Source organism: Vibrio cyclitrophicus (genome assembly GCA_023206055.1).
Taxonomy (GTDB): domain Bacteria; phylum Pseudomonadota; class Gammaproteobacteria; order Enterobacterales; family Vibrionaceae; genus Vibrio; species Vibrio cyclitrophicus_A.
In genome coordinates, this window is record CP065367.1 from 548,247 (window position 1) to 570,227 (window position 21,981).

15 protein-coding genes are annotated in these 21,981 nt (G+C 38.0%); 6 read left to right on the top strand and 9 right to left on the bottom strand.

Features of this window, described 5'->3' with window-relative positions; genetic code table 11:
* Nucleotides 1-34: 34 nt before the first annotated feature.
* Nucleotides 35-295, bottom strand: a complete 261-nt coding sequence (locus tag ITG09_18120) for an AbrB/MazE/SpoVT family DNA-binding domain-containing protein (protein ID UPR54865.1) — start codon at nt 293-295, stop codon at nt 35-37.
* A gap of 102 nt (nt 296-397) precedes the next feature.
* Nucleotides 398-649, bottom strand: coding sequence for a helix-turn-helix transcriptional regulator (locus ITG09_18125; GenBank protein UPR54866.1), 252 nt, complete (start codon nt 647-649; stop codon nt 398-400).
* A gap of 82 nt (nt 650-731) precedes the next feature.
* On the opposite strand from ITG09_18125, the gene ITG09_18130 reads away from it, so the two are divergent.
* Nucleotides 732-1,259 carry a hypothetical protein gene (locus ITG09_18130; GenBank protein ID UPR54867.1) on the top strand — a complete coding sequence of 176 codons (528 nt, stop codon included), beginning with the start codon at nt 732-734 and terminating at the stop codon, nt 1,257-1,259.
* Between the two features lie 115 nt (nt 1,260-1,374).
* On the opposite strand, the gene ITG09_18135 is transcribed toward ITG09_18130, so the two are convergent.
* From ITG09_18135 to ITG09_18145, 3 genes are all read right to left on the bottom strand, one after another.
* Nucleotides 1,375-4,461 (bottom strand): type I restriction endonuclease subunit R, encoded by a 3,087-nt coding sequence (locus ITG09_18135; protein ID UPR54868.1) that lies wholly within the window; start codon nt 4,459-4,461, stop codon nt 1,375-1,377.
* Between the two features lie 82 nt (nt 4,462-4,543).
* Nucleotides 4,544-5,833 (bottom strand): restriction endonuclease subunit S, encoded by a 1,290-nt coding sequence (locus tag ITG09_18140; protein UPR54869.1) that lies wholly within the window; start codon nt 5,831-5,833, stop codon nt 4,544-4,546.
* On the bottom strand, nt 5,823-7,370 hold the full coding sequence (locus ITG09_18145) for an N-6 DNA methylase (GenBank protein UPR54870.1): 1,548 nt from the start codon (nt 7,368-7,370) through the stop codon (nt 5,823-5,825). Before ITG09_18145 ends, ITG09_18140 begins: the two co-directional genes overlap by 11 nt.
* A gap of 398 nt (nt 7,371-7,768) precedes the next feature.
* Between ITG09_18145 and ITG09_18150 the strand changes: the two genes are divergently transcribed.
* The 5 genes from ITG09_18150 to ITG09_18170 all read left to right on the top strand — a co-directional run bounded on the left by ITG09_18150 (nt 7,769) and on the right by ITG09_18170 (nt 16,691).
* Complete coding sequence (locus tag ITG09_18150) at nt 7,769-9,463, top strand: AAA family ATPase (protein UPR54871.1); 1,695 nt, start codon at nt 7,769-7,771, stop codon at nt 9,461-9,463.
* Nucleotides 9,464-9,467: 4 nt separating this feature from the next.
* On the top strand, nt 9,468-11,090 hold the full coding sequence (locus ITG09_18155) for an ATP-dependent helicase (protein ID UPR54872.1): 1,623 nt from the start codon (nt 9,468-9,470) through the stop codon (nt 11,088-11,090).
* Nucleotides 11,091-11,108: 18 nt separating this feature from the next.
* Nucleotides 11,109-13,133 (top strand): DUF262 domain-containing protein, encoded by a 2,025-nt coding sequence (locus ITG09_18160; protein ID UPR54873.1) that lies wholly within the window; start codon nt 11,109-11,111, stop codon nt 13,131-13,133.
* Nucleotides 13,130-15,418, top strand: a complete 2,289-nt coding sequence (locus ITG09_18165; protein UPR54874.1) for a DUF262 domain-containing protein — start codon at nt 13,130-13,132, stop codon at nt 15,416-15,418. The genes ITG09_18160 and ITG09_18165 overlap by 4 nt, the downstream gene beginning before the upstream one ends.
* A 625-nt stretch (nt 15,419-16,043) precedes the next feature.
* Nucleotides 16,044-16,691, top strand: coding sequence for a recombinase family protein (locus ITG09_18170; GenBank protein ID UPR54875.1), 648 nt, complete (start codon nt 16,044-16,046; stop codon nt 16,689-16,691).
* A gap of 658 nt (nt 16,692-17,349) precedes the next feature.
* Here the strand turns inward: ITG09_18170 and ITG09_18175 are convergent.
* The 4 genes from ITG09_18175 to nrdD form a co-directional block, all read right to left on the bottom strand.
* Complete coding sequence (locus tag ITG09_18175; GenBank protein UPR54876.1) at nt 17,350-17,517, bottom strand: hypothetical protein; 168 nt, start codon at nt 17,515-17,517, stop codon at nt 17,350-17,352.
* Nucleotide 17,518: 1 nt separating this feature from the next.
* Nucleotides 17,519-18,793, bottom strand: coding sequence for a hypothetical protein (locus ITG09_18180; GenBank protein UPR54877.1), 1,275 nt, complete (start codon nt 18,791-18,793; stop codon nt 17,519-17,521).
* 469 nt (nt 18,794-19,262) lie between these two features.
* Nucleotides 19,263-19,730, bottom strand: coding sequence for an anaerobic ribonucleoside-triphosphate reductase-activating protein (gene nrdG / locus ITG09_18185; GenBank protein ID UPR54878.1), 468 nt, complete (start codon nt 19,728-19,730; stop codon nt 19,263-19,265).
* Nucleotides 19,731-19,739: 9 nt separating this feature from the next.
* A complete protein-coding gene (gene nrdD / locus ITG09_18190) occupies nt 19,740-21,875 on the bottom strand; it encodes an anaerobic ribonucleoside-triphosphate reductase (GenBank protein UPR55204.1) in 2,136 nt (711 codons plus the stop codon).
* Nucleotides 21,876-21,981 lie beyond the last annotated feature (106 nt).

The following is a 21,981-nucleotide window of genomic DNA, read 5'->3' on the forward strand; positions in this document are numbered from 1 at the left end:
AGTTCTATAGCCCACTAACAGAGGGGGCTGTGATTTAGATCCCCTCGCGCCCTGATCTTGACTTAGCTTGCCATTCTTGTAATTCAGGGTCATTACGTTGCGAGTCAAAATCCGTATTAGCCATTAAGTCTTTGATGTCAAACTTTGGTTTTTTATCCAATGCCTTCACAAAGAACCCGTCCTCTTTACGGATTAGCGTGACTTTAGAACCAGGCTTCAGTTGCATTTCTGCTAAGAATTCATCAGGAATAACAATTCCTGTCGAACTTTCAATTTTTATGAGAATTGTTTCCATATCAATCTCCATTAACAGCAAGGTCGCATTGTACAATTGTATTAAATACTTCAACCCACTTTCAAGTTCGTATGCAATCGTAGAGCCTAAGGCTCGTATTTACTATTCAGACTCTTCTTGTATTAACTCAAAGATCTCATCGTCACAGGGTAACAAGTCTCGTACAGAACACCCTAGAACGTATGCGCACAAGTAAACTTTTTCTAACGTTACGTTACTCTCACCTCGTTCTAACATTCCGATGTAGTTCTTACTTAAACCACATAATTTTGCGAGATCGCCTTGCAGCCATCCCTTTTCTTTTCTTTTATCGGCAACTTTAATGCCGAAACAGATCGCAATTTCTTTTTTCATTTCAATCTCAAAACCAAATATATTTGGTTTTACTCTAAAAACCAATTATACTTGGTCTGGTTGTTAATTTTGGAGTTATCGTATGCAAGATTCATTTGAAGAAACAATGTTAATGGCACTATGTACCAAGATGCCTCAGGTCTTCTATTTGAATGATCTCGTTAAAAAAATTGAAAATGATTATCAGGGAAATTTACCTCAACGTTCTATCAAGCGATTGGTCGAACGCTTATTAGAGTCATATGAATCTGAAGATCAGCCAATCATTCAATCACTCGGCATTAAACCAGCCGTTGGCGCTGTTTACAGAAAGCTCTATACTGAAAATGAGCAAGGCGAACTCATTAAGAGTTACCCAAAGTTGCCAGGCTATTTTGAGATCGAGCACATCAAAGAAGTACGCAATACCATAGATGAAAAGCTAGACTTACTTGAAAATCAAATTCACGCATATCAAAGATTGAGCTATAGCTTCCCTCAAACTGAAGATTGGTCTGATGCAAAGTTAACCCGACTTCTAAAACAAAAATCATTTCTCACTGAAGATCTTGATGTCATTGACGAACTTCTAGCAGAAACACAGCATCTAGAAAACAAGTGTGATTCGTAGAAATCACACTTTTAATCTTTCATTCCAACATCAATATCTCAACTCATGATTACAAGAGTTTGTCACAGTATAGAATAGAAATTGTTTCGATATTCTATGTAGTTACTCTTAAAAGTTAAGGATTCACTAGTTCAGCTTGCTCTAACACTAGTTCAACCGCCTCAGCTTGCTCATCTGGCGGGTAGCCTGTACGTTTAAGTATCTGTTTGATTTTGAGGCGCATCTTAGCTCGCAAATTTTTGCGCTTTGCCCAGTCTGGTTGAGCGCTTTTACGAATTTCCTCGGCAAGCTTACGAGCGATGGTCAAGATGTCTTCTTGCTTCATAGCTTCACGAGCGGAATCGTTAGCAACTAAAGCATCGAAAAACGCCAGTTCCTCTTTGGTCAGATCTAATTCTTCCCCACGATCTGCTGATTCTCTCAATTCTTTTGCAAGTTTGATCAGCTCTTCGATTACCACGCTAGTTTCTACTGAGCGATTACGGTACTTATCAAGTGAATTGCGTAACATCTCTGAGAAGGTCTTGTAAGCTACAGCGTTCTTAACAGTACGAGTTTTGATTTCATCTTGTATGAGCTTTTTAAGCATCTCTACTGCTAAACTCTTGTGCTCACTCTTCTCAACTTCAGCTAAGAACTCATCGTCAAGAATGCTAATGTTTGGCTTATTCAACCCTGCTGAATCAAATACATCTACGATATCACCCGAAACAATTGTTTCAGAAACAACCTGCCTTAGAGCTGTTTGAACCTTCTCATCCGACATACGCTGTTTTGATGTAGTAGATTTCTTAATTGCAGCACGCAGAGTCTCGAAGAAGGCAATTTCCTCTTTGATTTCCTTAGCCTCATCCATGCTTGAACACAGACTAAAAGCCTTGGATAGAGATAAAGCCGCTTTATCAAAGCGCTTTTTGCCATCCTCTAAGTTAAGAATGTGGTTCATTGCGCCAGCAAGCAGTCCAAGCGTATTAGTCTTGAAATCGCTGTAATCAAAACCATGCATGATGCCACGACAAACATCCAGTTTTGTCTTAGTCACAGCCATAGCTTCGCTTAGGTCGATGGTTGGAGAACCATTACCACTTGCTGTGTAATTGGCAATAGCATTACGCAACTCAGGAGCAATCCCTAAGTAATCAACTATCAAACCACCTTCTTTGTCTCGGAACACACGGTTAACACGAGCAATTGCCTGCATTAAGTTATGTCCTTTCAGCGGTTTGTCGATATACATAGTATTTAAACAAGGAGCATCAAAACCCGTTAGCCACATATCACAAACGATGACCAATTTAAGCTCATCATTAGGGTTCTTAACTCGCTTAGCAATTTTCTTCTGAATAGGCTTCTTGTGAATGTGTTTCTGGTATTTCTCAGGATCGTCAGAAGTCCCTGTCATGATCACTTTCATGCAGCCCTTTTCAGGATCGTCATCAGCCCATTCAGGTTTTAGCTCAGCAATTTTATCGTAAACCTGAACGCAGGCTTCACGACTGATGCAAACCATCATCGCCTTAGATAGAGACGTTTCTTCACGATCAGCAAAGTGATTGAGCATATCTTTCACAAGGCGTTCAACACGGTCTTCCGCACAGATAAGCGCTTCTAAAGCTGCATTACGAGACTTAGTTTTAGCTTGATCATCTTCATCATATCCAGACACCAGATCATCAACTTTTTGGTCAACGTCTTCTTCTGTGGTGTTTTTATCCATATCTAGCTTGATAAGACGACTCTCATAATAGAGTGGTTTTGTTGCACCATCCTTCTGAGCCTGTTCAATATCATATACAGAGACATCTTCACCAAATACGATACGAGTATCTTTGTCTTCCATCTCGATAGGTGTACCAGTAAAACCAATGAAGCCAGCATTAGGTAGCGAGTCTCTCAGGTGTTGAGCGTAACCATACTTCATTTCGCTCGTCTTCTTGTCTACACGAGCTTTTAAGCCATATTGAGTACGATGGGCTTCATCTGCCGCTACAACGATATTATGACGTTCTGTGAGTGGTTTACAGCGAGTCTCGCCTTTAGGTGGTGAGAACTTTTGCATTGTTGTAAAGATAATGCCGCCAGATTGACGATTATTGAGTAGGTCAATCAAATCGTCTCTATCTTTGGCTTGTACTGGCGTGTCATTTAAAAGCTCAGCATTTTCCGAGAATGTTTCGAACAACTGCTCATCTAAGTCATTACGGTCAGTAACAACGACAATCGTTGGATTATTCATTGAAGGAGAAGCCATCAGCTTCGCACTGTAGAACGTCATCGACAGAGACTTACCAGAGCCTTGCGTATGCCAGTAAACGCCACAGCGTTGATCACCATCGTGCCTTGTCGCTCGAATAGTGCTTTCTACCGCAGCACGAACACCGTGGAACTGGTGATAACCAGCGATTTTCTTAACCACCTTTTCAACATCAACTTCATACGAAATGTAGTATTGAAGGTAATCAAGCAATAGCTCTTGATTAAAGAACCCACGTACCATGACTTCCAGTGCTAAAGTGTCTTCTGTGTCATCACGAGAGCCATCAATACTTCGCCAAGGCGTAAAGCGATCACGATCAGCAGTTAAAGAGCCAATGTAAGCTTCAGTACCATCAGAGATAATGAGTGACTCATTGAAGATGAATAGATCTTTAATAGCACTCTTGTAGGTTTGTACTTGGTTGTACGCTCGCCACACATCAGCCTTTGTATCGGCAGGATTTTTAAGCTCCAGAACCGAGATTGGTAATCCGTTTAGGAAAACAACAATATCAGGTCTACGATTATCTACTTCGCCATTTGTCACACCATTTACGGAGAGCTGACGGACTGCTAACCAGTCGTTATCTTCATTATCAAAATCAACCAGCATGACTCTATCACCAACAGGCTGACCACCGTCATCTTCGTAATCGACTTGGATACCTTCGATTAATTGACGGTGAAAAGTGTGGTTAGCACGCTCGGTAGACGGTACGGTGGTAAGTAAGATGTCTATAGCTGTATCAATACAAACTTCAGGAAGGTGTTCATTGATATCAACCAGAGCCTTACGCAAACGAGGTTTAAGCACAACATCTGATAGCGATTCTCGCTCTGGTGTTGCACCAGTCGGCTCTAGTTCACTGCCATTTATGGTTTGGTAGCCTATTTGGTTAAACCAGACCATACAATGGTCTTCTAGCATTTCTTCAGTTATTTTCATTGTTATATCTATTCTTTGTTATTGTTTTTATTGTTCTAAATAGTAATAAGCCTAGCCCTCTGACGAGAGCTAGGTCTTCTAGTTATACCGCTTCTGCAAGCTCCTGTTTAGCCTCACTTACAGAAATTTGACCTGAGATCAATTTTGGCAATAATCGGTCACGAGTTTTTTCCAGCGCAACAGAGTTTGCCGTGTTTAATGAAATCTTTGCAAACAAAGACGCTGTTATTTTATGAAAAGCTTTAATAATATTTTCATCAGGTTGGGGAATTTGAAATTCCCCAATTAACGCACCACTCACACGTTGTCTACCACTTGTGCCTGTCATATTTTTAATAGCATAAGCTCTTAATTCATCACTCCTTGCTAATAGATATGTATATTCCCTAATGTATTCATTTTTAGGATTCATAACTATAAACTCTGTTGAACCCCAAGCAATATCATTTCCAGGAATGCAATTTACGTAAGCCGTTTTTCCGTTTTCTAAGCAAGGGGTTATACGTGCGAGTAAAGTGTCATGGTTGATGAACTTCGTGCCTGATTTAAACTCTTTAGAACTAACACCATTAATACTCATTGATGATGTTGGGAGGACTTTCATATCTATATGATGAGTTACAGTCCCTTTCTTAATAGTTCTCTTAGGGTTGATGTTAATAAGGCTAGAGAGAGGCTCGACATTCCACCCCTTCGGAATCATCCCCAACTCAGAAACTTCAAAATCATTTGGAAACAATGCTTGTACCTCAGGCGATAACCCATCGAAAGGCAAACCTTCTTTGTTTGCTTTCACTGGATCAAAGTCGATGAACCATGATTTGAAAATGCGTTGGGCGATCTTTTCGAGAGTTTGGTTCATGGATTTGTTGTTGGCAATTTTGTTATCAATTGCACCTAGAATGCCTGAAATATTGGATTGCACCTCAAGGCTAGGTAATTCAATACTTATATGATCAAATGTTTCTCTAGTAATTGTGTTAAATACAGCCCCATGACCTTTTTTTTGTAACTCAGATACTTTTTGTTTTACTAAGTAATATAAATAGTTGTTCTGGATTAACTCTCTCTTGCCATCTAAACCATAACAAGACTGGTTAAAAGCCATTTCTTTTGTTAATTGTGCTAAACAGCCAACAGTGCCTCTAGCTGAAATAATTAGCATTCCTGACTTTAATAACTTAGTACTACTTTTTTCAAGCCCTTCGATTGTAATTGACTCTTTAGCCTCATCAACATATCGACTGTCAGAGTTAAAATCAGCCACAGATAACCAGGGTATACCCTCCCCCCAATAATCAGGAATACTTCTTTTTGGTGTACCTCCACCGATAATATTGACAACATCGCTTAATTTTCCATTAAAGCTCATACCCAACCTCCGCAAGCGAAGCTTTGATTTGCTCGTCAAGATTTATAGATTTTGATATCTGACCAGATAATTGCTCTGTTAAGAGAGCCATATCTTCTTGGTATGATGCTTCATCTTCTTCAATTTCATCAGCGCCAACGTAACGACCTGGTGATAGAACAAACCCTGCTTTCTGAATATCTTCAAGTTTTGCTGACTTACAGAAACCTGGAACATCGGCATATTTACTATCTTTTTCAGCAAATTCAGTTTTTGCCCATGCGTGATACGTTTGTGCGATTTCCATGATGTGTTCATCATCAAAAACAAGTTGAGCACGAGTCTCTAGGCGACCTAGATGACGAGCATCGATGAATAGTGTTTCACCTTTTCGTTTCTTGCCTTTATTGTAGATGAAGATACAAGAAGGGATTTGTGTATTAATGAACAGCTTTGGTGGCAGAGCAACCATACATTCAACTAGGTCATCTTCGATGATAGCTTTACGTATATCTCCTTCAGTGTTGGCTGTTGAAGTCATCGCACCGTTCGCCATTACCACACCTGCACGACCTGTTTCTTTCAGGTGATACAGCATATGTTGCATCCAAGCATAGTTAGCGTTGCTATCAGTTGGTGTACCCCATTTCCAGCGAACATCGTTAGCAACTTTGCTTGCGCCCCACTTTTCTTGATTGAATGGTGGGTTAGCTAGAATGTAGTCAGCACGAACATCTTTGTGTAAATCGTTTAGAAGCGTATCGGCATTTTCTTCTCCAAGGTCGAAATCAAGACCACGAATTAGAAGGTTCATCGCTGCCATTTTCCAAGTGGTGTGGGTGTACTCTTGACCGTACACACTGATATCACCACGCTCACCACCATTGCGCTCCATGAACTTTTCAGACCATGCAACCATACCGCCAGAGCCGATAGCTGGTTCGTATAGAATACCTCGTGTTGGGGCAATGATTTCTACAAGCGTTTTAACGATAGATTCAGATGTAAAGAATGCGCCTGCATCAGAGCCTTCAGCAAGAGCAAATTTACCCAAGAAAAATTCATAAGCCATACCTAGAACATCAGCAGAACGGTGCTCAGCATTTTTGAAGCTGAGGGAGCTAAGTAGATCAACTAGCTCACCAAGCTTACTTGGTGGAATTTTCAAAAGACCAAAACCACGGTAAAGCATGCCTTTTAACTCAGGGTTGTGCTCCTCAATCGCTTTTGATGCATCATCAAGTACTTTCGCATAGTTAGTTTGTTTAGCGTTATCAACTAAATATTCCCAACGAGCAACTTCTGGAACCCAGAAGATATTACCTGCTTCGTATAAATCACGGTCTTCTAAGTCCATCTCGAAAAACTCATGGTCTTCATCTTTTACCCATTCTTGAGCGTCTTCACGGAATTCTACAAAGGAGTCGCTAACATACTTAAAGAATAGAAGAGCAAGCACAGGGTGCTTGTATTCGGAGGGCTGCAATGCACCACGTAACGCTACGGCTGATTCCCACAACGTGCCAAAAAACTCTTTGTCACCAACGTTTTTAACCATTTTTTAGTTCTCATCATAATCTGGTTTTAATTACCAAACATCGTATCTCAAACAGGTTGAAATGTCCATTTACGCTATGTAACATAGAAACAATAAAAATCTTAAAAAACAACAAATTATAAAAAACATAAGAACAGTCAAGACGTATCGCCTTAGAGATAGAGCTTAGTCTTAAGATGAAGCTTTATAAAAGAATGGACTTACTATGAAAGATTGGTTTTTAGCTAAGGCTGGACAGGACTTTCCAGAGTTGCTTAGTTGCCCCCCTAATACGAAGAGCGGTGGGGAAATATCGAAATCAACAGCTAACGAATATGAAGCGTCAGCTTAAAGAAAGACTTAATGTCTTCTAAACCTACCTGACCGTACTCTAGACCTATAAATTAAAGGAAACTCAATTGGAAATTTCATCTCTTCATCTCAAAGGCTTCAGAAACTTCGATGATGCTTTAATCAATTTTAATTCAAGCACGTTAATCATTGGCTCAAATGATATAGGTAAAAGTAATATGCTCCATTCTCTTCGCATATTATTAGATAAGAGTCTTTCTGAAGCTGATATTGAACCCTCGGAGCTAGACTTCCACATTGGTTTAGATGGCACTTCTCAGTATGTAGAGATCACAATAACCTTTAAAGATGTGAAAGAAGATTCTGTTCTGTCGATTTTAAAAGGTAATGTAAATGACAATGGAGAAACAATTTTTCGCTACACGGCCAATAAGTCAGACCTCAGCTACAAGCTATGGGTTGGTCAATCGCTAGAAGATTTACAAGAAGTCACAAGTCGCTTTTACCTCAAGTACATTAACCTAAAGTACATTCAGTCACAGCGAGACTTAAATCGTGTTATCGCCAAAGAAAAGAAGCAACTTCTTCGTATTGCTCAACAAGTACTAAATGAAAACGATAGCCAAGAAGATGAAACTTTACTCACAGAAATAAGTACTGATTTAGCAAAATTAAATAGGAAAGTTGCCAAACTAAACTATGTTAAGTCAGCAACAGATGATATCAACAGTGAACTCAAAAAACTAGCATACCATAACTCAAATTATTCCGTTCAGCTTGACACTGGCGCTATAGAAGTAAATGATTTTATTGACAAACTACAGCTCGGTGCATCCACTGGTGGCGAAAGTGTCATGCTTGGTGGCGATGGACGCAACAATCAAATACTGCTAGCTTTATGGAAAGCAAAAAGCATAATTGAACAGGATACAGATCACGAGGTTGTTTTTTACGTGGTTGAAGAGCCTGAAGCCCACCTCCACCCTCATCAGCAGCGTAAATTAGCGACATACTTGATTGAAGAGCTTCCTGGACAGACCATTATATCGTCACACTCACCTCAAATTGCTACCAATTTCACTCCAGATTCTATCGTTCGTCTACTTTCATTTAAAAACTCGACTATAGCTGCTAGTAATGGGTGTTCGCAATGTATTGCGGAGAGTTGGAATAGTATGAGTTATAGAATGAGTATCTTACCAGCAGAGGCTTTTTTCTCTAACGGCGTGTTTTTGGTAGAAGGTCCATCAGAGATGCTCTTTTATCATGAATTAGCTAAGCAAATCGGAATAAACTTAGATTTTAAAAATCTATCTATCCTCTCAGTTGATGGTATTTCGTTCTCTGTATATGTCCAAATATTAAACGCTTTAAACATTCCTTGGGTTATGCGAACTGACAACGACATCAACAAAATTAAAGGTAAAAGTCAGTGGCAATTTGCAGGAGCTAATCGTTGTTTAAGCGCTGCTAACCTCTCAAAACTAAAGCATAGTGATATTAAACTTTCACCTACCGATGCGTTTAATAATGGTACTTGGAAAATTGTATCGGATGCAGTGAATTGTAAAGGTATTTATCTTTCTAAAGTAGACCTAGAAACTGACCTAGTAACAGAGCTTCCTGAGTCAATAGTCAAAGCATTAGAAAAAAGTGATACAAATGGTGCTATTAAATACCTACAGGGGAAAAAAGCACTTAGAATGCGCCCGTTGCTTAAAAAGATTGATAACGATCTAGCTTCAATTACTTCAGGTGATTTGGCGAGACCACTACACAAATTAGTGGAAATGGTAAGGTAACTCTATGAAGCAGTTTAAGCTAACAGCGCAGCAACAAGAAGCGATTGATTACAATGGAAGTATGATTATTACGGCTTGTCCTGGTAGTGGAAAGACAACCGTTGTAACCGAAAAAATTAGACAATCCACCCTAAATTTACCTTCTTATAAAGGTGTCATTGCTATTACATATACTCGAAAAGCGAGCGCAGAACTGAAGCGTAAATGCACTTCGAATGCACATGACACCAAAGCAAGCTTTTTTGGGACAATCGATAGTTTTTGTTTCAAAGAAATTATTTTACCATTCTTACCGAGAATTTGGGGATCACCAGCTTTAGAATTAAGAGCAACGAAGAAGTTAATTAGCCCATACAATGAGTATTTAAACGAAGAATATAAATCTCCAACAACAGCAGATATTGTCAATGATCCTGGATTCAAAGCTTTATACGATGACGGTATTTTGTGGATGAACTCTTTTGCGGCTCTAGCGTTATTTGTTCTCAAGAATTCTTTAGCAGCAAGGCGTTATGTTTCTGCAAGGTATTCAAGCGTCTACATTGATGAGTATCAAGATTCATCTTTTGCTCAACATCAATTGTTCGTTGAGCTACTTCAGTTAGGATTAACTGCCACCGCAGTTGGTGATTCATGGCAAAGTATTTATGAGTTTCGTGGTGGTGACTCAAAGCTACTTTTGGCGTTGACAACAGATCCAAGATTCAAGCACTTCGTTATTGACAAGAACCATCGTTGTCACCCTTCTATCGTCAATTACGCTGAGCGATTGATTGGTAGCAATGCTCAGTTGTTAAAACATGCCCCTGACGATATCAGAGTTCATCGCTCCTACCTCCAAGGTAATCTAACAAGCATAGGAAACGGTATATCTACTTACATTAATACATTGCTCAAAGATGGCAACATCAAACAAGCATCAGATGTTGGTGTATTAGCTAGAAAAGAGCAATCCTTACAGATGATTGCTAATGGAATGACCGTCAAGTATAGGTTATATAACGACAACCCTATTGATAAGCATGCTTCAACCGAGTGTGCCGATTTTTATACGGATTTATTATCTTATCGATATGGTGCGATTTCCACGATGCAAGACATAATTGATACCTATTTCGAGTCTATTGATCACAAAAAACTATCAATCAATAACTTGAGAACAATGATCCAAAAATTAAAAGATGATCAAACTGTGGAAGAGTTGATTGGTAAATTTAACCAATTAGCCACTTTAATTGGCATTAAAGATACAAGATCTACAGATACAGCACTAATATCGAAAGTTCATGATGAATCATTTTTGAAGCAGTTTAAATTAAAAGATGAAAATGAAGTACAGGTCATGACACTTCATAAATCCAAAGGGCTGGAGTTCAAGTATGTGTTTCACTTAGATTTAGAAGAATGGTCTTTTCCTCATCTGACACCTGGAAAATCTTGGGGGGAACAGACGTTCACTAATCTAGAACAAGATACAAACCTTCATTATGTGGGGATTACCAGAGCTGAAGAGCACTGCTTTCTCGTTAGAGCCGAATATAGACAAAACGCAAAAGGTAAGGATTCATACTCGAATCCATCATATTTTTGGACGTTACCACAGCTTGAAGGGTTGTATTCAGAATGAAGCTATTACGAAGCGTAAATGACAGGCAAGCAAATGCCAAATACTGAAAAAAAACAAAATACAAGTTCTATGGTTGCAATTGAGCATTTATTCACAGAATTTCAATACGCACTTGCTCAATCAGAAGATAAGAATGTTGAAACATTCATGGAAAGGTTGCAGAAATTAGTTCTCGGTAACAATACGTTAATATTGAAATCGATTTCAGAGTTACTGCAACTAAAATTTTTTGTAGATGACTACCAGCGTGGGTATAAATGGACAAAAGATCAGGTTGAGGATCTGCTTAATGATGTTGATGAATTTAACACCACTCAAAGCGATTTTTATTGCTTACAACCTGTTGTAACAAAATATCATACTCCAAAATATAACGAGGACAGCCCTCTATGGGAGGTTGTTGATGGTCAGCAAAGAATGACAACTAGTTATATGATCCTCTCATATCTTCAACATGATAAATTTAGCATTGAATATAGAACGCGAAAAAGCAGTAGTGAGTTTTTAGCTCATTACTTACCAAGCACATTGAAGATTACCCCTTGGGGTAACTATATCAAACAATTTGACTCGATTTCCGATGAGGAATACCCAACCCCTGCTCTATCACAGTTTGATTTGGATAATGTAGATAACTACCATTTTTATACAGCTTACCACACGATTTCAGAATGGTTTTCTGGTAAAAGCGAAGAACAAAAACATGAATGGTTAGACAAGTTTCTAAATCATACAAAAGTAATCTGGTATGCAGTTGAGCCTTCGAATAATAACTTAGAATCCATTGATATTTTTATGCGCTTAAATAGTGGAAAGATTCCGTTAACAAACGCTGAATTAATCAAAGCTTTATTTCTGCATTTCGTCAGTTCCGATGAAGGAACGGAAATAATTAAGTTAAAACAATATCATATGTCGCAGCAATGGGATGCCATAGAACAGTCATTACAAACAAAAGACTTTTGGGCTTTCTTACAGCCTTTTAACAGTAACCAAAACTATACGAACCATATTGAATTATTATTTGATTTACTGACAAACAAACCCACAAAGCAATCTAAAAACACTGAAAGTGATAAAAAATATCATTCATTCAGCCATTACTATTTAATCCTGAAAAATATAGAGAAAAAAACAGCCTTTATCGAACAGGAGTGGCACAAATTAAGACAAGGTTTCTACCGTTTGCAAGAATGGTATGACAATGACGAACTATATCACCTAGTTGGTTTTTTGATCACTCGTAAGATTTGTACAGTTCAAAAGTTATGGAAAATGTCTGAGGGTGTGACTAAATCTGATTTTATCGAGTTATTAAAAAGTCTTATCGGTATAGAACTAAAAAAATATTTTGTTGATGATAATCAAAAGCCATCTTTTAGCGCGTTACAATATGGTGGTAATCGTCAGCATATAATTTCTGTTTTTATTCTATTCAATATTGCAGCTCACAGGAGGCAAGGTACACGATTATCATTTAACTCTTACGCCAATACTCAATGGGACATAGAGCATATACATGCTCGAAACTCTCAAGAATTAGAAGATGCTAAACAGCAAGATATATGGCATGAATCTCAGGTACATATCTTAGCTTCAGAAGACATACCTGAGGAAACCAAAACCAATTTAAATAAACTTCTATCTAAATGGAACCAGTTAAAAGTGAGCGGTTCTAGCAGTCAAGAATTAAAAGATTCACAGAAAATTTATTTAACCCTACTTGATTCAGTGATAGGCACTATCGAAGAAGAAGAAATGGATGACCTTGATAACCTTTGTTTGTTGTCTTCTACAATCAATAGAGGTATTGGTAATTTAATTTTCACCCAAAAAAGACAATCAATATTGAGATATGAAAAATCTATGTGTAAAAACGGGACTCATCATTTTATCCCAATAGCAACAAAAAATGTATTTTCCAAATTTTATAGTGAAAAAGTGGCGAATATGTACCAATGGTCTACCAAGGATAGAAAAGAATACCGCAAAGAGATCATCGAATGCATTAATTATTACTGTGACATTGAGGGGTTGAAATGAGCATAAAATGCACATTCTGGCAATTACTTGACCTACATTCGATATGTATCCCCATCATCCAAAGAGATTATGCTCAAGGTCGTATAGACAGTAAATCGAGTCAGATTAGAACCGAGTTTATAGCTACTTTATTTACTATGGTTAGTGATATTGAAAGAAGTCAGGATCTTGATTTCATCTATGGGTCAGTAAAAGACGCTGACCTAATACTATTAGATGGACAACAAAGAATCACAACTCTATTTCTACTACATTGGTATATTGCAGCAGGTTCTGGTCATTTAGCTGAAGCTTCGACAAAGTTGAGTAAGTTTAAATATGAAAACAGAATTACATCTAAAGAATTTACTAACTCATTACTGCAATTTGGAAGCGAGTTAAACATTCACAAGATTAATGGCTCACTTTCTGAAACGATTTGTGATGCAGGTTGGTTTTTTTCAGTATGGGAAAATGACCCTACTATAAGAGCAATGCTAGTCGTTTTAGATGAAATGCATAACGTGTTTAGAGATTCACTTTCTTCTTGTTTGTGGCAAAGGTTGATTTGTACGGAAAAGCCACCAATTACCTTTCACTTCTTAAACATGGATAACTTTGCCTTAACAGATGAGTTATACATAAAAATGAATGCGAGAGGACAAGCTCTAACAGATTTTGAAAATTTCAAAGCTTGGCTGCAAGGTTATGTAAATCGTTCTGATGATATCGGTTTAAAAGGTGATTTCTGGCTAAAGCTAGACAAATCCTGGACAGATATTTTTTGGAAAATGAGACCAGAAAATGTTAACGAAGTAGACAATGTATATCAAGCATTTTTTAAAACAATAGCTCTTACTGAATTTGGCTTAACTATTGAAAATAAGAAAAAAAATTCAGTTAAAGAATTCTCCAATATTGTAAATGACTTACGTAATAATTCGTACTTTGGTCATACTATGTATGAAGAACTAGCTTGCTTTTCTGGTGCTTCATTAAACAATACACATCGATTCCTTGATTTTATACATAAGGTTCTATTTCATTTTGATTGGAGTAACGAATTCTCAGCCAAAGAAAAAATTCTTGAGGTTTTTAACAATGGAATCTGTGAAAATGGCTATCTTGAGAAGGTTCGTTTTGCTTCACTCTACGCATTTATTTCAGAAAATAAATCATTTGATAACTTAACCCCTCTCTCTCAAAATGAATTAGATAACTTAAGTCATTGGCTAGGTGTATCTGAACGATTAATTAATAACTCAACCTTCGACTCGGCTACTGATTATGTCAATGCCGTAAAGTCGCTATGCAGCTTAGCTAAAGATTTAAACTCTCGTGTTTTTTCAAATTTGTCTAATCTAAAAAGTAAAGATATACCCTTTTTCAATGATCGTCAAAAGAGCGAAGAGATACTTAAAGCTCAGCTTATTTTAGAGAATCACGAATGGCTTGCCGCTTTTGATACTTACCATGAGCATTACTACTTCTATGGTCAAGTTGGATTTCTACTCGACTCTTGTAAAAATGAAAACTTATATTGTTTAGATAAATTTAAGACTAATGCTCAAAAGTCTTCCGTTTTATTCTCGAAAGAAACCCTCAATAGGAAGGATTTCTTACTTCATCGAGCTTTATTAACGTTTGGTGATTATCTAGTATGGCAAGGTCGAAATAAAAGTTTTTGTAGAAACTCTCGGAGTAACGCTCGTGATCGGAATGAAAACTGGCGAAGTATATTTAACGATAAAGAAAATAGACAAAAAATATTGTTCCAACTAATCAATGCTCTTGACGTTGGTAACGAACTTGAAGGTATGACACAGCTCGTGAAAAGCTCTTCTATTTCCGACTGGAGAAAATGTGTTATTGATGAGCCAGACATACTTAAAGAATGCAAAAGGATGTGCGCTCGCTTTAATTACGAAGGTAGTGAGATTTATCTTCTATGTAGCTCTAGGATGTCAGGCTACCACTATGGCTTATACAGCTACTATACTTTCCTAAAACTAAGTAAAATGAATTTAGATACTGACCACCCTATGTCTAGTTTGTTAGAGGGACTTGAATGCTATGATTTTGTAACTGGCAGTAGCGAAGTGCCTAGTATCAACTTCAAATACAAAGGTGATAGCAACCTCTATTTTTATCTTTATGACAAATTTACTTATGAACTATGGCAAGGGGACGAGGAGTTAAAATTTGATGAAAGTCGTTCAATGAAAGCGTTAACCAAGTTCGCCTACCAGATTACAGGTTTAAGTGAATTGTCTGAACAATTAGAAACCTCAGACGAATTAGAGTAGAACCAAACAGGTTGCTGTGCGACCTGTTTTTTATAAACTAACTTCCGTGTGTTTTTTAGATATTTAACGCTATTTTGGTAGGAAAAATTAAAAGTACACCTTCGAGTCATTAGATTTAAAATCAAGAGCTTATCATTTATTTTTAAGCACTTAGCCCATACCAATAATATATATGTTTGACTCTGATTTTGTATTTTTAAATATCTGGCGACAGATATTAGTACGCCATATTATACTTGAGTTTATAAAGTTAACCTAAGAAATAGAATTTTAAACTTGTTAGAAATATGATGCGTTTTACCTATAATTCCAATCCATATTGAGGCAGCGTTTTTATCTTTATTAATAAGGATATCTAGATTCAGAAACACCTATTTCCGTTGCTAGTGAACTACACTTAACCTATTCCAAAGATATCTTAACCTTCAGCAATAATACTATTGCTATTAATTAACTTTATAAATCGCTTAACTTAGTAGGCTATATGTCTCTAATAGGTATACTTATATAGAACTGATAAAACGATGTATAAACTGTCTCATTTAGACTAAAAACATTAGTTGTAACAACTTAAGTGATACTGTATCATTTAAGTTATACATATTAGACTACCGCGAGGCTTTTTATGACTGTAAGGATCTACTTAAGGGCGTCAACTTCTGAAGCAGACGCATTGCGAGCCAGAGAATATATCCTCGAACAAGCTTTGCTAAATAATCTATCATTATTAAATTCTGTCGAATATATCGAGAATTACTCTGGACGCAAGGTCGCTCGCCCCGAACTGACTCGTTTACTATCAGAGTCATCATCAGGCGATATTATCCTCGTTGAACAAATAGATCGATTAACACGCCTTACCTCTTCTAACTGGAAAACGTTAAGATCAGAAATAGAGCAAAAAGGCTTAAAAGTTGTTGCTTGTGATGTAGCAACTAGCTTTAAAGTTTTAGAGCACACTCAAGATGAAATGCAACAAAGAGTGCTGGAATCAGTAAATTCAATGCTAATCGAAATCTTGGCTGCCACAGCCTCTAAAGATTACGAAGATAGACGTAGAAGACAGCAGGAAGGCATTGAAAAAGCTAAAAACCACGGTAAGTTTAAAGGCAGGCAAGCAAATCCAGAGACAGCTATAAAATGTGAGAAGGTTCACCGAATGGTAAATGCGGGAGTCGAAAAACTCCCTGAAGCTTTAAAAACATACAATTTAGGGCGTGCAACCTATTACCGATGGAAGTCTTCACAAACTCAAACAACCGCTCTTTCTTAGATTTAGTCCGAAGTCTATTAACCCAGATTTATTCTAACAGTTATCCACTTCGGACTTCTCGATGCCTGCACTTGATTATATCTGGGCTAATCTCTTTTTAACGTAGACCAACTTCCCTATCAACTAAAGTTTTATAGTTGTTCTGCTGAAGCGTAATTTTCGTTGATAATCGTAGCAGTTTGCATCTAGATCCTTCTGCAACACACCCAGTAAAGTTAAAGACGGCTACAGTATTCAGTTCTTCGAATAATCAAAATTCTAAGCATTCGGATAAAAGCGTTAAAGAAAGGGAGAGCCTTATCATTCCACATATCTGTTCAGATGATGGTGGGTTGATGAGAGTTAAGCGAAAGCAGCTAAGAGATTGCACCTTACTCTTAGAAGAGATCTTGCCTACCATTATAAAAATAATGAAAGACAGTAGTAACGTGCTTTGGGGTGATCCTGTCAGTTTTGTTACCTCTATGTGACCATATCTAACAGGTTGTACAAATCGCTTCTGCCCCAAAGATTGTTAACGTAATTCCTCAGTGGCAGTTCATCGTAACTGTGAGCAACAAAGGTTTGTTTTGCAATGCGGCTCCGTTGTATCTGGGCAGTAACGCATGCGTAAAAAAGCCCGCGATAAGCGGGCTCTAGGTATTTCGTTCCTGGGCAGTTATACTGCGCCAAACACAGCTTTGCTTAACGCGTGAGATGCCTTTTTGCGTAAACGAGAGCGAGTGCCGCGCTTAGCGCTCTTGCTGTTAGCGATAACCTTCAGGCTGTGTGTGCCGTCTTGTCTTATAACCATAACGGTTTTTTGATTGTCATTTGTCTTAGACATGTTATCTCTCCTCATCCTTTGTTCGAGTATACGACAAAGAGCTACTAGAGTCATCATTTTCAGGTTGAACATTTTCGACTTCCAACTCAAGCATCCATGAGTCTAGTGCGTATGAAATAGTGTCCAGCATTGGTTGGGCTAAGCTAAGAAAAACACTAGGGTTTCCTCTGAGTAACTTTTCGTGACCTGCGTAAATATTCATTACTAAGTTAGTACTTCTTTCTTCAATCACGGTATTATTTTCGTCAACTTGCTCGTATATAGACTCAATTGGTACAGATAGTAAAGATCTAGCAGAATCATCCTGTACGTAGTACTTGTACAACAAATCTGCCTGATTATGACTTATGTACCGTTTTTGTTCCTTATACAGCCAGTCTTCAACTCCCCTAAGAAAACATGGGTAATATTGATAAACACCTGACGAAAATGCACGAGGAGCACCAATCACACGTTGTGGTGTCTTACCTGCACATTCATAATCCTCAACAATTGGCAACAATAGAGGCTTATGCGGCTTTTTACACTTTTCTAGATCCCCAATATACAGTTTAACTTCTTTTTTATGAGCTACTGCGATCGGTGTTAGTATCCCATCAATTTGTGCCACGGCTGCTTTTGCGCTAGAACCATCGAAAAACATACTACAATCTTGCCAATGATGAGCAATTTGCTCCTCAACCTCATCGGTTAACATTATTAACATTAAGTTAATGCTAATTGTATCATTATTCAAACCTTCATATTCGGCCGCCAACTTACGTACTATTCCTAAGCTATCTTGAATCACCTCCAAAGAGTTTTTTTGTTTATTATCAATAAGATATTTATAATCCAAAACCTTGCGAACTGCCTTTACGTATGAATCTGTAAACCATTGGTCTGAGGCAATCAATCTTTCGCTTTCTAAACGCTTTTTCTCGGAAATTCGCGCTAATCTACTGTTATATGCCTCACACAAAGCCTTAAAAAGAGAGAAGAACAACACGATCAATGAGTAGTCTTTTACACCATCATCAAGCCGTTCCCATATAGATAATGCCCACATATAAACAGGTTCTGAGCTACCTAAACCGAAATCAATTCCACTAAACTGTACACCTAGTAGCGCGCCCAATATTAATTGCATCACTATAATGATGAAAGTCGCAACTGGGTGTGAAGCCAATACCACAATGAAATGTAACAGCTCTCTCAATAAGTCCCGAAAGAGGCTGACAGTAACACCTAAAAAGTTGTATTTTAGCCGCATAGTCCAAAATTTTATAAAGTCCACAGTCCATTTCCCTGAAAATACAGATGGTTTCGATACTGCAACGAGTTTACATTGTTCTAAAAAGGTAGCCAAACTTGTTTGTGGACTTTGATTCGCTGAATGGGGTATACGTGACTACGAGGGAATCATAGAGTTAGCTAGTCAACATTGAAGGTTTCAATACGTTTTTTCTCTACCGTGCTGTCGTGCTGGATCTATATCTCTAACGCACTTCTATCGAGGAGTGTGCCAAAATTAGTGATCATGACCAGCATTTTTGCTCACCAAGCTGGCTGTAGAACCAAGTCTTGACTAACCAGAAGATGTGTAAGATTGAATGTGAGTTAATACACTCTAGCGATACAAACTACCCTGATATAGAGATAAAACTTTTAATCCGTTTTGAGACTGACAGGTTAATTTTTCGCATACTTTTAACCAATCACATCAAATAGATTAAGTTGACGAACCTATATGTTGTGATTGGTTATTAAAGCTTAAATCTGTGAATGACCTGATTGCTAGAACCTCGCCATAACAACTCTGGATCATACAAGTCTTCTTTAAATTGCCCGTCAATCATCACATCGATTTGTTCAACAATGCCCTTCTGATAATTGTTAAGTTCACCTAGTTCGTAGCCTGTCCACAACCAAATATCTTTGCCAGGACATTCTGTTTTGACCCTTTTAACAAGCTTTAATATTGCTGACACATTTGCTGGATGTAACGGGTCTCCACCGCTCAAAGATAATCCTCGTCTTTTAATTCGAGTATCTTGTAGATCAGCGATAATTCGATCTTCTAATTCTTGGGTGAAAAAATGACCCGAGTTAGGGTTTAGCGTTGATTTGTTGTAGCAACCTCTGCAATTATGCTCACAGCCCGCTACGAACAGGGTACAACGAGTACCCTCTCCGTTCACAACATCAACTGAATGATACTTATGGTAATTCATTTAGCCTCACTACATATGTTTAACTCTACGAATCACTTCTGCTTGTTTACCTGAATTAAACGGTCTAGCATCTGGAGAACCAAGGTAGCCACACACTCTTCGGGTCACTGATACTTTCTTTGAGTCATGATTACCACATTTAGGACACTCAAAACCTTTACTCGTACAGTCAAATTCGCCTGTAAACCCACATTCATAACACTCATCAATAGGAGTGTTAGTTCCGTAGTACGGCACACGTGAATAACTGTAATCCCAAACGTTTTCTAAAGCTTCAAGGTTATGTTGCATATTCGGGTATTCGCCGTAACAGATAAAACCACCTGATGCTAAAGCTGGATATGGCATTTCAAAGTCAATCTTATCGTAAGGATTAACTTTCTTTTCAACATCCAAGTGGAAGCTATTTGTGTAATATCCCTTATCTGTAACATTTTCTAGCACACCAAACTCTTTGGTATCTAACGAACAGAAACGAGTACAAAGGTTTTCAGAAGGAGTACTATATAAGCTAAAACCCCATCCCGTCTCTGTTGTCCAAGCCTCTGTCGCATCTTTAAGTCGCTTAACAATAGCTATGCCTTTCTGGCGTAATTCTTCGCTATCGTAAATGTGCTCTTCAGAGTCAGCGTATAGAGCATTAATTGTTTCATGAATACCGATATAGCCCATCGACACTGAAGCACGACCGTTTTTGAACACATCCAAAACTTCATCTTCAGGATCTAAGCGAACACCTAGCGCACCTTCAGTGTACAGAATAGGAGCAACCTTTGCTTTAACTCCCTTCAGACGATCAATACGAGTCTCAAGAGCTTTACGAACCAGTGCAATACGCTCATCTAGAATCGTGAAGAACTTATGTTCTTCACCTTTTGCTTCCATAGCAATACGAGGTAGATTTAGACTTACAACGCCAAGATTGTTACGACCCTCATGAACCTCATTGCCTTGTTCATCAACATATTTGCCTAAGAAACTACGACAGCCCATTGGAGCTTTAAATGAACCAGTGACTTCAACAACTTTGTCATAATTCAGAATATCTGGATACATGCGTTTAGTTGAACATTCTAATGCTAACTGTTTAATGTCGTAGTTTGGATCTTCTTGCTTATGGTTAATTCCGTCTTTAATTGTAAAAATTAACTTCGGGAACACCGCTGTTTTCTTGCTCTTACCCAGTCCAGCAATTCGATTATCAAAAATAGCTTTTTGGATTAGTCTAGATTCCCATGAGGTTCCTAACCCTATGTTTATACTCAAAAATGGAGTCTGACCATTGCTAGAAAATAGCGTATTGATCTCATATTCTAGCGATTGAAAGGAATCAAACACCTCTTTTTCTGTTAACTCTTTTGCATACGCTTTCGTATCGGGAATATTCCATTTTTCAGCAGTTGCAAGATGCTTTGCATAACTAGCTGTAACGTAAGGTGCTAAGACTTCATCTAGGCGATTTAACGTTGTACCACCGTAGGTATGACTTGCCACTTGCGCTACGATTTGCGCTGTAACTGCGGTGGCTGTTTGAATTGACTTAGGAGTCTCAATCTCAGCGTTACCCATGCGGAAACCGTTCGTCAACATATTTTCTAAGTCAACAATCATACAGTTAAACATTGGAAAAAATGGCGAGTAATCAAGATCGTGATAGTGAATTTGACCAGTTTCATGTGCTGCAACGACATCACGAGGCAACATGTGATTTTTAGCGTAATGTTTAGATACAATGCCTGCTAATAAATCACGCTGAGTTGGTATAACTTTACCATCTTTATTTGCATTTTCATTTAGTAGCTCAGCATTACTTTGTTCGACTAAGCCTGAAATTTCAGAGCTAAGAGTACTAGCTTTTTCACGTTTGATATCTCTATCGTGTCTATATTCGATATAAGCTCTAGCAACATCCTCATCATGATGCATCAATTCAGATTCTACTAACTTCTGTATATCATTAATTTTGATTTCAGCTTTCCTCATCAGTTGTTCCGCTACATTTGCGGCAACAATATCGCTCAAATCAAGTTTTACAGAATCTACCTGATCGGCAGCAGCTTGTACGGCATATTTAATCAGTTGAGGGTTAAACTGCACTTTCGCCCCATCACGTTTAATAACGATAGATTTAGTTACTGGTTTCATGATCATTATTTTGTCCTACGTAATCGGATTAAGCTGCAATAGCAAGAAAGTTAGCGTCATTTGCTGCAAATAAATGAGAGTACTCTCTCGTAACTTTTAACGCTGG

Coding starts and splice junctions, on each gene's coding strand:
- ITG09_18120 (UPR54865.1), bottom strand. CDS start 295: ATGGAAACAATTCTCATAAAAATTGAAAGTTCGACAGGAATTGTTATT.
- ITG09_18125 (UPR54866.1), bottom strand. CDS start 649: ATGAAAAAAGAAATTGCGATCTGTTTCGGCATTAAAGTTGCCGATAAA.
- ITG09_18130 (UPR54867.1), top strand. CDS start 732: ATGCAAGATTCATTTGAAGAAACAATGTTAATGGCACTATGTACCAAG.
- ITG09_18135 (UPR54868.1), bottom strand. CDS start 4,461: ATGAAAATAACTGAAGAAATGCTAGAAGACCATTGTATGGTCTGGTTT.
- ITG09_18140 (UPR54869.1), bottom strand. CDS start 5,833: ATGAGCTTTAATGGAAAATTAAGCGATGTTGTCAATATTATCGGTGGA.
- ITG09_18145 (UPR54870.1), bottom strand. CDS start 7,370: ATGGTTAAAAACGTTGGTGACAAAGAGTTTTTTGGCACGTTGTGGGAA.
- ITG09_18155 (UPR54872.1), top strand. CDS start 9,468: ATGAAGCAGTTTAAGCTAACAGCGCAGCAACAAGAAGCGATTGATTAC.
- ITG09_18160 (UPR54873.1), top strand. CDS start 11,109: ATGACAGGCAAGCAAATGCCAAATACTGAAAAAAAACAAAATACAAGT.
- ITG09_18165 (UPR54874.1), top strand. CDS start 13,130: ATGAGCATAAAATGCACATTCTGGCAATTACTTGACCTACATTCGATA.
- ITG09_18170 (UPR54875.1), top strand. CDS start 16,044: ATGACTGTAAGGATCTACTTAAGGGCGTCAACTTCTGAAGCAGACGCA.
- ITG09_18175 (UPR54876.1), bottom strand. CDS start 17,517: ATGTCTAAGACAAATGACAATCAAAAAACCGTTATGGTTATAAGACAA.
- nrdG (UPR54878.1), bottom strand. CDS start 19,730: ATGAATTACCATAAGTATCATTCAGTTGATGTTGTGAACGGAGAGGGT.
- nrdD (UPR55204.1), bottom strand. CDS start 21,875: ATGAAACCAGTAACTAAATCTATCGTTATTAAACGTGATGGGGCGAAA.